At 61.5% G+C, this 11,762-nt stretch carries 9 protein-coding genes, 2 tRNA genes and 2 pseudogenes; 10 read left to right on the top strand and 3 right to left on the bottom strand.

The features are described from left to right. Positions 1 to 102 (top strand): annotated as a pseudogene (locus AC30NL_RS12275) (IS481 family transposase); the annotation flags it as partial. Between the two features lie 104 nt (positions 103 to 206). On the opposite strand, the gene mnmC1 reads toward AC30NL_RS12275, so the two are convergent. The 3 genes from mnmC1 to earP all read right to left on the bottom strand — a co-directional run bounded on the left by mnmC1 (position 207) and on the right by earP (position 3,902). Further along, entirely contained in the window at positions 207 to 2,054 is a 1,848-nt protein-coding gene (gene mnmC1 / locus AC30NL_RS12270) for an FAD-dependent 5-carboxymethylaminomethyl-2-thiouridine(34) oxidoreductase MnmC1 (RefSeq protein WP_489464281.1), read from the bottom strand. A 128-nt stretch (positions 2,055 to 2,182) separates the two neighbouring features. Beyond that, entirely contained in the window at positions 2,183 to 2,737 is a 555-nt protein-coding gene (efp, locus tag AC30NL_RS12265; protein WP_489464280.1) for an elongation factor P, read from the bottom strand. A gap of 106 nt (positions 2,738 to 2,843) precedes the next feature. Further along, positions 2,844 to 3,902, bottom strand: a complete 1,059-nt coding sequence (gene earP / locus AC30NL_RS12260) for an elongation factor P maturation arginine rhamnosyltransferase EarP (RefSeq protein ID WP_489464279.1) — start codon at positions 3,900 to 3,902, stop codon at positions 2,844 to 2,846. A gap of 41 nt (positions 3,903 to 3,943) precedes the next feature. Between earP and uvrC the strand changes: the two genes are divergently transcribed. From uvrC to AC30NL_RS12215, 9 genes and pseudogenes are all read left to right on the top strand, one after another. Next, positions 3,944 to 5,956 carry an excinuclease ABC subunit UvrC gene (gene uvrC, locus AC30NL_RS12255; protein ID WP_489464278.1) on the top strand — a complete coding sequence of 671 codons (2,013 nt, stop codon included), beginning with the start codon at positions 3,944 to 3,946 and terminating at the stop codon, positions 5,954 to 5,956. Continuing rightward, positions 5,943 to 6,425 (top strand): hypothetical protein, encoded by a 483-nt coding sequence (locus AC30NL_RS12250; protein WP_489464277.1) that lies wholly within the window; start codon positions 5,943 to 5,945, stop codon positions 6,423 to 6,425. The genes uvrC and AC30NL_RS12250 overlap by 14 nt, the downstream gene beginning before the upstream one ends. Before the next feature lie 42 nt (positions 6,426 to 6,467). Then, positions 6,468 to 7,037, top strand: coding sequence for a CDP-diacylglycerol--glycerol-3-phosphate 3-phosphatidyltransferase (gene pgsA / locus AC30NL_RS12245; protein WP_489464276.1), 570 nt, complete (start codon positions 6,468 to 6,470; stop codon positions 7,035 to 7,037). 38 nt (positions 7,038 to 7,075) lie between these two features. Continuing rightward, a complete protein-coding gene (locus tag AC30NL_RS12240) occupies positions 7,076 to 7,993 on the top strand; it encodes a DMT family transporter (protein ID WP_489464282.1) in 918 nt (305 codons plus the stop codon). Positions 7,994 to 8,151: 158 nt separating this feature from the next. Continuing rightward, positions 8,152 to 8,679 (top strand): annotated as a pseudogene (locus tag AC30NL_RS12235) (alpha/beta fold hydrolase). A 130-nt stretch (positions 8,680 to 8,809) separates the two neighbouring features. Further along, positions 8,810 to 9,082, top strand: a complete 273-nt coding sequence (locus tag AC30NL_RS12230; protein WP_325482274.1) for an HU family DNA-binding protein — start codon at positions 8,810 to 8,812, stop codon at positions 9,080 to 9,082. A gap of 87 nt (positions 9,083 to 9,169) precedes the next feature. After that, positions 9,170 to 9,245: transfer RNA gene (locus tag AC30NL_RS12225), tRNA-Val, on the top strand. A 183-nt stretch (positions 9,246 to 9,428) separates the two neighbouring features. After that, positions 9,429 to 11,354 carry a SurA N-terminal domain-containing protein gene (locus AC30NL_RS12220; protein WP_489464275.1) on the top strand — a complete coding sequence of 642 codons (1,926 nt, stop codon included), beginning with the start codon at positions 9,429 to 9,431 and terminating at the stop codon, positions 11,352 to 11,354. A 71-nt stretch (positions 11,355 to 11,425) separates the two neighbouring features. After that, positions 11,426 to 11,501 (top strand) — tRNA-His (locus AC30NL_RS12215). Positions 11,502 to 11,762 lie beyond the last annotated feature (261 nt).

Below are 11,762 nucleotides of genomic sequence, written 5' to 3'. Positions count from 1 at the left end.
TTGAAGCATCAAACACCCATTCAGGCGCTCAAGGCTTGGCGTGAAAAAAAGCCCGAGTTGTTCGTCAAAAAGGTCTATGAACACACGGGACTTGACAGTTAGTGTTCGCTAAGTCGCGAAAATTTCGAATCTAGTCTTTTTGAGCAACGCCAAGCTTCGCCGATCACCGCATGGATTGCTCGACGATCTGCGCGTGTTTGCGTGAGTCAGTCAGGCTTTGATAATGAAGAAGTAGGCCGGGTGTCTCGGCGAGCTTTCCGACTCACGAATCTTCTCGCGTCCACCGCATCCAGCAGGTTGGCTTCGAGCGGCGAAGGTGCTCCGGTGATGGTCGATGCCAGCACCTGCGCGCCCAATGCACACCAAGTGATGCCACGCGAGCCGAGGGCGGTGAATGTGAATGCGCCGGGGACGCTCGGAACGAATCGAGGTTGATCAAGACGTGATGCCCTCTTGGCCGCCTGCAGGTCCGGAACCGCGCCGATGATTGGCAGCCGATCGTCGGTGGACCAGCGAACACCCACGCGGCCGCTGAGTTTGAGTGCAGGCAACCCGCGCCCAATGAGTCGTTGCAACTGCGCCAGGTTGTAGGCGTGATCGCTGTCTCGGATGTCCGTGGCTTTGTCGCCCGGATGCGCTGTCGCACCGAACATCGCTGTGCCATCGATGTCGGGCAGCAGATACCCGGCCCCGGCGACCGGAATGCGCGGCAGCTCCCCAAGTGCCGACGCGCAAGCCATGCTGATCTGCCCGCGGACCGGATCGATCGGCCAAGCTGCCTGCCCAAGCAGGCGCAGTGCATCTCCCGCGTTGGCGAGGATGACGACAGCGGCTTCACCAACGCATCGACCTTCTAAGTCGAAGGCCCGCCATCGGCCGTCGACGTGTCGCAGGGCGTGAACGTCGATGCCGCCGCAGAATCTTGCCTTGTCGCCGGATGAGCGCAGCATGGCCGCTGCAAGTTGGGCGGGATGCACCCATCCGCCACCAGGATAAAACCATGCCGGAGATGACAAGGCGATGCCGGCGAGGGAACTTGCTTCATCTGCGTCAACCGCACGAACGTAGTGATCGGGTAGGTCGGATCGCGAAAGCAAGGCCCGCATCGCCTCGATTCCATAGGGTGAGTCTTCGAGTCGTAACAGGCCATCCACCGCGCCTGCGACTTGCCATTCATCGACCGCCCGAGACACGAGTCGTTGCGCTTCAAGTGCCGCCGCCCGGTTGAATCGCGCATGGGCGCCATCTTGCGGATTGACGATGCCGTGGAAGAGGCCGGCCGGGTTGCCTGAAGCTTCCTGCGCCGGTGCGTGGTGACGATCGAGCGCCGTCGTTCGCCACCCTTGTTCGGCCAAGGCCCAGGCGGCCGAGCAGCCGGCGAGGCCGGCGCCGATGACCAGGGCGTGTTGTTCGGTGTGTTTGGGAGCACCTGAACGTGAGGGTGTTGTACGTGGCTTGAAGCTTGGCGAGTAGCGGGCGATTGTCTGGGTCGCGGACGATGGAAGTGTTTTGAAACCTGCACCAGAAAGCGCGTCCGTCCAATCGGTCAAGCCGCTATCGATGCAAAGCATCGCTTCGGTGGCGGCCAAGCGTGACATGGCCCGCAAGATGCGCATGCGCTGCCTGGATTCGAGGCCATGGTGCAACCCGGGGCGGGCGGTCGACGAAGTCGCATCGTCGCGGGTTGCATCAGGGCTTCGAAGGCGGAACACGTTCACTTCACACACGAGCTCAGGCAAGACTGCCGATACGTCGCCCAACGCCAGCACCAGCTGAAGCCGCCCCCCGTCGAAACTCAGACGATGGAGATTCGGCGTCATTGGGGGCCAGACGTCGGCCAAACGGCCGGCAAGGTCTCCAGGCTCCAAGCTCCGCACCTCATCGGCCGTGATCGCCCGAGGCTCGATCGCAACGAAATGCATCCTTCCGCATTCGACGCCTTCGCGGCGCCAAGCATCCCACGCGGCAAGAAAACCCCGCACTGCTCCCGTCCCGGCATCGAGCACCACCACGCGCTCATGCTCACGCCACCACTCCTGCAAGAGATCTGTCATTGGTAAGTCGAAAGGTGCACGTCCAAGCGATCCACGTTAGCAAATCAAGGAGAGGCCAAGGAGAGTCGAGTGCAGAAAAGACAAAGGGCACCGAAGTGCCCTTTGTGTGCTGATGCGAGAAACAAGCCTCAAACGCGTTTGCGGTACTCGTGCGTGCGGGTGTCGATTTCGATCTTGTCGCCGGTTTCCACGAACAGCGGAACCGAAACTTCGAAACCGGTGGCGAGCTTGGCTGGCTTGAGAACCTTGCCCGAGGTGTCCCCCTTGACGGCCGGCTCGGTGTAGGTCACTTCGCGGACCAGGCTGGTCGGCAGTTCGACCGAGATGGCCTTGCCGTCATAGAACACCACTTCGACGGGCATGTTGTCTTCGAGGTACTGGATCGCGTCACCCATGTTCTCGGCTTCGACCTCGAATTGGTTGTATTCGGCGTCCATGAAGGCGTACATGGGGTCGGCGAAGTAGGAGTAGGTGCACTCCTTCTTGTCGAGGATGATCTGGTCCATCTTGTCGTCAGCCTTGAAGACGACTTCGGTGCCCGAGTTGTTGAGCAGGCTCTTGAGCTTCATGCGCACTGTGGCGGCATTGCGGCCACCGCGGCTGTATTCCGTCTTGAGCACGACCATCGGGTCCTTGCCGTACATGATGACGTTGCCGGCGCGAATTTCCTGTGCAATCTTCATAGCGATTTCCGATTTGTCCCGGCCTGGCGGGGATGCGCCGCGGGTTGATCCCGGACGCTGTAGAAGCGCGCCGGAATGTGTCCCGGATCGCGCAAAGCTTTGAATTTTAGCGTCTTTCGAGGACGAATCCGATCAGTTGGCTGATCAAGTCCGGCCGGGCGAGGAGGTCTTCACGCCACGACTCACAGTGGTCTTCCCAGGAAGGCAGGATCGGGAGGCTGGGTGCGTCCTTGGACAAGCCATTCCAAACGGCATGGAGGTTGCGAATCGGGGCCGCCACGGCCGGGTCGGCATGGGCGAGAAAAAGGTTGTTGAACGCAGCCAGTTTAGAGGCGTGAGCGCCATCATCTTGCGGATAAATCTGCCAGGCAAAGGGCTTGGCCGCCCACTGGGCGCGCACGAACGAATCCTCGCCGCGCACGAAATTCAGGTCGCAAGTCCAGAGCAAATGGTCGTATTCGGCCTGGGTCAAATGGGGCAGTGTGACGGCTCTCAGGGCGGCCCTTGCCAAGGTGGGTCCGAGGATTTGCGCGACCTGAGACGAGGCCTTGCCTGGGGTCGTCAACAGGACCGTCGGTTCCCGGCCCAAAGTGTCGAGCAAGGCGGGCAGGGCCGGGTTGTCGTAGCAAAAGAGACTCACCACCCGCTCGCCCGGACGACGTTCCAGGTTACGCGAGCGCAAGAACCGATCTGGATTGAAATGTGCCTGCCTCGGCAGCAGATCGACCTCGCGCAACAAGCCTCCCGTCCGAGCAGTGAAGCCCGGATAAAAGAACCACTTCGTGAGCCCCCGGCCCGGCCCGCTCATCTGTGGCGAGGGCAGGGTGTGGCTGCTCTGCACGTAGGCTTCGGCACTCAGGTATTCGAGATTGATCCAAACTGGCGGTCGCGCGGCTCCCGCCATTCGAGCTACGAAGTCATCCGGTGGATGACAGCCGAAGGCTTCGATCACGACCTCGCCCGGTTGCTCGACCGTGGCCTCGCCGCTCCATTCGACGACTTGCACGCCCGGACGTCCACTCGGTGCCATCCACTCCAAGGCACTCGCATCGTCAACCCACAATCGCACCCGCTCGCCCCGTGACGCCAGGTCGGCAGCGACGCGCCAGCACACGCCGATGTCACCGAAGTTGTCGACCACGCGACAGAAGATGTCCCAAAGCATCGCCAAATTATCGCGGGTGGGTTGTGGACATAATTCGGTCGATGACTGACGTTGTAGACGCCCCCTTGGAAGACGCGCCGCCCGACGATGCGGCACGCGAACGGCTGCTCACCGACGTGGCTGCGTTGCCCGGCCTGCCGGGTGTCTACCGCTACTTCGATGCGCAAGACGCAGTGCTCTACGTCGGCAAGGCGCGCGATCTGAAGAAGCGCGTGTCGAGCTACTTTCAGAAGAACCACGGCGGCACGCGCATTGGCCACATGATCGGCAAGATAGTGCGGCTGCAGACGACGGTGGTGCGATCGGAAGCCGAAGCGCTGCTGCTCGAAAACAACCTGATCAAGACGCTCAAGCCGCGCTACAACATTCTGTTTCGCGACGACAAGAGCTACCCATATCTCAAGATCGTCTCGCACGAGTTTCCGCGCGTCGCCTACTACCGCGGCTCGGTGGACAAGAAGCATCGCTACTTCGGGCCTTATCCGAGTGCATGGGCGGTGAAGGAATCGATCCACCTTTTGCAAAAGGTGTTCAAGCTGCGCACTTGCGAAGACACGGTCTTCAACAACCGCACGCGACCGTGCCTGCTGTATCAGATCAAGCGCTGTTCGGGACCATGCGTCGACTACGTCTCGCGCGAGGACTATGCGCAAGACGTGAGCCACGCCGAACGATTTCTGCTCGGCGAGCAGCAGGAGGTGATGGACGCCTTGCAGTCGCAGATGATGGCGCGTGCCGAGGCGCTTGAGTTCGAGCAGGCGGCGGAGATCCGCAATCAACTGGGGGCCCTGTCGCGCGTGCTGCACCAGCAGTCCGTGGAGGACAATACGGGCGTGACGACCAAGGACGCCGACATCCTCGCGGTGAAGGTGCAGGGCGGCCGTGCCTGCGTGAACCTCGCGATGGTTCGCGGAGGTCGGCACCTGGGCGACAGGCCGTACTTTCCGACTCATGTTGACGACGCGACGGCGATCGAGGACGGCACCGAAGAGCGAGAGATGCCGAAGGCGCCCGAAATCCGCGTGCTCGAAGCCTTTATCGCGCAGCACTATCTCGAGGGAGGCGTGCCGCCGCTCCTGGTGCTGAGTCATCCGGTGGACAGGGCTTTGATCGAGGCGCTGTCAGAGCAGAGCGGCATTCGCATCGCGGCCCAGCACCAGCCGCGCGAACCGCGGCGTGCGTGGCTCGACATGTGCGTCAGGGGCGCAGAGATCAAGCTTGCGCAACTGCTTGCCGAAGAAGGTTCTCAGCAGGCCCGAACACGTGCCCTGGTGGAGGCGCTGGACATCGAGGCCGACGATCTCGATACCTTCCGCATCGAGTGTTTCGACATCAGCCATACCGCTGGCGAGTCGACTCAGGCATCGTGCGTGGTGTTCGAGAACCACAAGATGCAGAACTCGCAATACCGACGCTACAACATCGAAGGCATCACCGGTGGAGATGACTATGCGGCCATGCGGCAGGTGCTGACCCGCCGCTACGGGAAGATCGCCTCGGCGTTGGCGGAGCAGGCCAATGCCATACAAGCGATTTCAACGCCTGCCGATGGTGAACAAATCAGTACCGAGGCCGCTGCCGTGGCACCGCCCCGCAACCTTGCACGACTCCCCGATCTCGTGCTCGTCGATGGCGGCAAGGGCCAGGTGAGCATGGCGCGTGCAGTCTTCGAGGAACTGGGTCTCGACCTCGGTCTGATCGTCGGTGTGGAAAAGGGCGAGGGCCGCAAAGTTGGCCTTGAAGAACTGGTTTTCGCCGACGGTCGCGAGAAGGTCTATCTCGGCCGCGACTCCGCCGCCTTGATGCTCGTGGCGCAGATCCGCGACGAAGCGCATCGCTTCGCCATCACCGGTATGCGGGCTCGCCGCGCCAGCGTGCGCACGGGCGGCAGCCGGCTGGAAGACATTGCGGGCATTGGCCCGAAAAAACGTGCCAAGCTGTTGCAGCGATTCGGCGGCGTTCGCGGTGTGGCGAGCGCAAGCGTCGAAGACCTCGCGACCGTGGAAGGGGTGTCCCATGAACTCGCCGAGGAGATTTATCGTGCCTTGCATTGATCCGCGCTTCGCGCGCATTGCATTCGCGGCCATCGTGTTTTTGACTGCTTGTTCGACGCCCGAACCGCCGCCGACAGCGCCTCCCGCTCGTACCACGACGTCGGGGGCTTCCGCCAAGCCCGCCATGTCCAATCCGGGGGGCGTGCGCAGCATGACCGAGTTGCGTCACCAGGCGGCCAAGCGCCTTGTCGCCGCCAACCCTGGTGGTACTTACACGGGCACAGTGCCCGACGTGTTGCTTGCGATTCCTGTGCTCGAGGTTGAGCTCAATTCCGACGGCAGCATCCGCCGCATCGATGTGTTGCGGCATCCGAGGCAGGCGCAGGATACGGTGCAGATCGCCATCGATGCCATGCGCCGGGCGGCGCCATTCGGCGACGTGTCGCGTGTGCCCAAGCCCTGGAAGTTCAGCGAGAGCTTCCTCTTCAACGAAGAGCGCAAGTTCAAGCCCAGAACGCTCGACGAATAGCCGCGATTCGGCGTTCTGCGGGAACTTCGGCAGAATGCGAGCATGTTTTTCAACCTGCCGACTCTCCTCACTTGGGCGCGAATCGTCGCCATTCCCCTCATCGTCGGCGTGTTCTACGCGAACGGTCTCAAGCCGCAGATGCAGAACCTGATCGCCACCATCCTTTTCGTGGTGGTTGCGCTCACGGACTGGGCGGATGGTTATCTTGCCCGCAAGCTGAAACAGACGTCTTCGTTCGGAGCCTTCCTCGATCCGGTAGCGGACAAATTTCTGGTTTGTGCATCGCTTCTGATTCTTGTCCAACTTGATCGCGTCGACGCATACGTCGCGCTGGTGATCATTGGGCGGGAGATCGCGATCTCCGCTTTGCGTGAGTGGATGGCTCAAATCGGCGCGTCGCGCAGTGTCGCAGTGCACATGCTCGGCAAGCTGAAGACCACCGTACAGATGATTGCCGTTCCATTCCTGCTCTATCACGGCGATCTTTTCGGCCTGATCGATACTCACCTTTGGGGCACCGGCCTCATCTGGGTCGCCGCCGTGCTCACGATCTGGTCGATGATCTTTTACCTTCAGAAAGCGCTTCCGGAAATCCGCGCCAAGGCCCGATAGCCTTGAGTGCCTCGCGACAAAACGCGCTGATTCGCGCGATGCCGTTGGTGTTCGTGCTCATCTGGAGTACCGGCTTCATCGTGGCGCGCTTCGGCATGCCGCATTCGCCGCCGTTCACGTTCCTTGTCATCCGGTACACGCTGTCGGTGGTGTGCTTCGGGGTGTGGATCGCACTGGCTCGTGCAGCGTGGCCGCGCGACAGTCGGCAGGTGCTTCATCTCGCGGTCACCGGCGTTCTCATGCATGCTGGCTATCTCGGCGGCGTCTGGGCGGCGGTGAAGCTTGGCCTTGGAGCCGGAACGATTGCATTGCTGGTCGGATTGCAGCCGATCCTCACCGCCATCTGGGTGACCGTATTCGGAGCCTCGATGCAATCTGGAGGTGGGCCTTCGCGAGAGATCGATCCAGGGGTGCACCCAGGCTACGAAAGCCGACTTACCAGCCGTCAATGGGCCGGCCTCGCGCTCGGGCTTGCGGGGCTGGTCCTCGTCGTGTGGCGCAAGCTTGGGGCGGGCGAGGGCACCATGATCAATCTGTCACTCGCCATCTTCGCCTTGCTGTGCATCACAACAGGCACGCTCTATCAAAAGCGCTTTGTCGCAGCTTGCGACGTGCGCACCGCGAGCTTCGTGCAATTGGTGGCAGCATTCGTCGTCAGCCTGCCCATTGCAGTGCTCGAACCGGGAACAGTGGACTGGCACCCGGCCTTCATCGGCGCAATGGCGTGGTCGGTGCTCGCCTTGACGCTCGGCGGCAGCTCGCTGCTGTACCTCTTGATCCAGCGCGGCGCGGCGACAAAGGTCACGAGCCTGCTCTACCTTGTGCCGCCCTGCACTGCGGTGATGGCGTGGGCCATCTTCAACGAAGTGCTCACTGCGCCCATGATGCTGGGAATGGCGCTGACGGCAGGAGGGGTGGCTTTGGTTGCGAGGACCGCCCCCGGCCTGAGAGGCTAAGAGTATTTCGATCATGCCCGCTCATCACGCCAAAAAGACCCCTGCTCGTCGCTGCAAATGCTCGCCATAGCACGAGCCATGGCTGCGTTTTGCGCCTAGATCAGGCGCCTTTTGACGTGCTGCTCGGGGACTGCCTCTGACCGCGCACAGTCGCCAGCATGTTCACATCCTTCGAAGCGCGTCGCTTCACCCTCGATGACGCGGTCATCCACGCACGGGTGGGTGGCGCGGGACCTGCATTGTTGCTGCTCCACGGGCATCCCCAATCGCATGTGATGTGGCATCGGGTCGCCAATGATCTGGCGATGCAATTCACGGTGGTGGCACTCGATCTGCGCGGGTACGGCGATTCCTCGCGGCCGGTGTCCGAAGCTGGGCGGACGGTATGCAGGCCTCTCGGCCTTTGATTCGGCTGCAATGGCGGAATATGAACGCTGCGTGGCCCTGCCAGGCACCGCGCATGCCATCTGCGAGGACTACTGCGCATCTGCCACGATTGACCTCGAACACGATCGCGCCGATCGCGCGGCAGGCAAGAAAGTCGACCTCGAACTGCGCGTGCTGTGGGGGCACACGGCACCGTCGGCCAATGCTTCGACGTCCTCTCGCGGGCTCTTTGTCCGACACATAAGCATGTCAAGCGAGAAATTGTTCACACCCTACTTGCTCAAGGTGAATACGCATAGAATCCGCTTCCGCGCTTGACACTGCGAGGTCGCACGGCTGTAATGAATTTGAAGCGGACCACCCGATATCCGCGGCCCAGACCACCATCCCAGATTTCCTTGTGAGACACCTTTGAGAGGGGGCACCTTCGTGAACAAATCCGAACTGATCGAACACATCGCCAAGCAGGCCGATATCTCCAAAGCGGCAGCCACGCGCGCGCTCGAAGCAGTAATCGGCGGTGTGAAGACCACGTTGAAAAAGAACAACAGCGTGTCGCTGGTAGGCTTCGGAACCTTCAGTGTCAGTAAGCGCGCAGCGCGCGCAGGCCGCAATCCCCGCACCGGCGCCACGATCAAGATCAAGGCTGCCAAGGTGCCGAAGTTCCGCCCCGGCAAGGCACTCAAAGACGCGGTGAACTGACATCATGAATTCCTTCGCGTCGCATTGTTCCTTCCCCCCGAGAGGACTGTCAGCCGCCCTGTGGCGGCCCAGCGGCGTCTGAATCTCGGGTGCTTAGCTCAGTTGGTAGAGCGGCGCCCTTACAAGGCGTAGGTCGGGGGTTCGAGCCCCTCAGCACCCACCATACAAGCGGCTTGCCACCACCGGGCAGATGTGGCCCGGTCGGCTAGAATCCCGGCAAGCCCGCACCCTCAAAGGCGAACCTCGGTTCGCCTTTGTTGCGTTTGCAGCAGGCTGTTTTTTTGCTCCGGGGCGCAACCCACAGCCCTATCTTTGCAGTTGACTACTTTCACGGTCGAGGCCTTCGATGTTTGATTTCGTCCGCTCGCACACCCGCCTGTTCCAATTCGTTCTGTTGCTGGTGATCTTCCCATCCTTCGTGCTGGTGGGCATCTCCGGCTACAACAGGTTCACCGACGCGTCGAACACCACCGTCGCCACGGTCGGCTCGCAGAAGATCACGCAGGCCGAGTTCGACTCCGCCCACCGGCGCCAGATCGACCGCATCCGCCGGCAGGCGCCGGGCGTGGACGTGAAGCTGTTCGACACGCCACAGATGCGCCAGCAGATCCTCGATAGCATGGTGCGTGATGCGGTGTTGCGTGAGGTTGCCGACAAACTGCACCTGAGCGCATCCGACGAGCGTGTGCGCACAATGATGCGCAACGATCCGCAGCTTGCGTCGCTGCGCGGCCCGAACGGCGAGATCGACAAGGAGCGCTACATCATGGCGCTGGCCAATGCAGGCATCACGCCCATCGAATTCGAATCGAACTATCGTCGCCAGCAGGTCTTGTCCGGCGTGAGCAACACGACCTTCGCGCCGGCAGCGGCGGCGAGCTCGGCGCTCGATTCGTTCTTCCAGCAGCGTGAGGTACAGGTCCAGCGCTTCGATGCAAAGGCGTACGCAAGCAAGGTCACGCCGACCGATGCTGACATCGAGAAGTACTACAACGACCCGGCCAACGCCGCGCAATTCCAGGCGCCGGAGCAGGCGAAGGTCGAATACTTGGTGCTGGATGTGGACACGCTGGCGAAGTCAGTGGTGCCCGTCGAGGCGGACCTACAGAAGTACTACAAGGAAAACGAGAAGCGCTACGTCTCGCCGGAAGAGCGTCGCGCTAGCCACATCCTCGTGAAGGCTGAGAAGTCGGCGCCCGCAGATGTACGCGCCAAGGCGAAGGCCAAGGCCGAAGCCTTGCTTACCGAGGTGAAGAAGAATCCTGCTTCCTTCGCTGAAGTGGCAAAGAAGAATTCGGAAGACAAAGGCACTGCTGAGCGTGGTGGCGATCTCGACTTCTTCGGCCGTGGCGCCATGGTCAAGCCCTTCGAAGATGCTGCCTTCTCGATGAAGGAAGGCGACATCAGTGGCATCGTCGAGAGCGATTTTGGCTACCACATCATCAAAGTGACCGGCGTGCATGCCGGCGGAACAAAGACCTTCGAAGAAGTTCGACCGGAGATCGAGAAGGAATATCGCCGTGCTGAAGCGCAGAAGAAGTTCTCTCAGAACGCGGTCGATTTCACCAACATGGTGTACGAACAGTCCGATAGCCTGAAGCCTGCCGCAGACAAGTTCAAGCTCGAACTGCGCACTGCGCAAAATGTCAAGCGCACGCCGGCGCCAGAGACGCCCCCGCCGTTGAACAATCCCAAGCTGCTTGATGCGCTCTTTGCAAACGACATCATCAAGAACAAGCGCAACACAGACGCCGTCGAGACGGGGCCGAATCAACTCGTCTCCGCGCGCATCGTGCAGTACGCACCGGCGCACGTTTTGCCGTTGACCGAAGTGAAGGAGATGGTCCGCCAACGCGTGGTCGCATTGCAGGCTGCCGCGCTCGCTCGAAAGGACGGTGAAGCGCGTCTTGGCGAGCTCAAGAAGAGCCCGCAGACGACATTGCCGGGTGAAGCGATGGTGATCTCTCGGGCGACAACCAAGGAGCTTCCGCGCACTGTGGTCGATGCCGTCTTGCGCGCAGATACCGCGAAGTTGCCGGTTACGCTGGGTCTCGAAACGCCGGATGGCTATGCAGTCGCTCGCATCACCAAGGTGCTCGGGCGCGACCCGGCAGCAGGCGACCCGGCGAGGGCAGCGGCCCAGATTGCCCAGGCGCTAAACGACGCCGAGACGCAGGCCTACTACTCGGCGCTGAAAACGCGCCTTAAGGTCGACATCAAGAACAAGTCCTTGCTGCCGTCCTCGGAAGCTGCGAGCGCCGCCACGAAGTAGGGCGGATCGCATTGATGTGGGCGACGCGCAAGAAAGCGCCCAACGCATCGCATATAATTGAAGGCTCTGCGGTGGCTGTAGCTCAGTTGGTAGAGTCCCAGATTGTGATTCTGGTCGTCGTGGGTTCGAGTCCCATCAGCCACCCCACCGCATATCGATGAAAAGGCCTCTCGGAGCGATCCGCGAGGCCTTTTTCTTGGCGGATCGTCAGAGGCAAGCTTCTTGCGGAGGAGCGCATCGAAGCGACACTGGTGGCGCACTGTCGCGGCGCTCTCTCAAGTGGCCGGTGTATGCCAATTCAGGGTCGCCCCCTGATGGCCACCCAAACTCCCCCACCCATGTCCACCTCAAAATCCCCCACCCTGACCGTGCTTCGATGAGGCGCTGATCAGGTCGGCAAGGCCGGCT

It is taken from the genome of Rhizobacter sp., from assembly GCA_021153565.1.
Lineage (GTDB): Bacteria > Pseudomonadota > Gammaproteobacteria > Burkholderiales > Burkholderiaceae_C > Albitalea.
The sequence above is the reverse complement of the archived record's forward strand: the minus strand, read 5'-3'. Positions and strand labels throughout refer to the sequence as shown.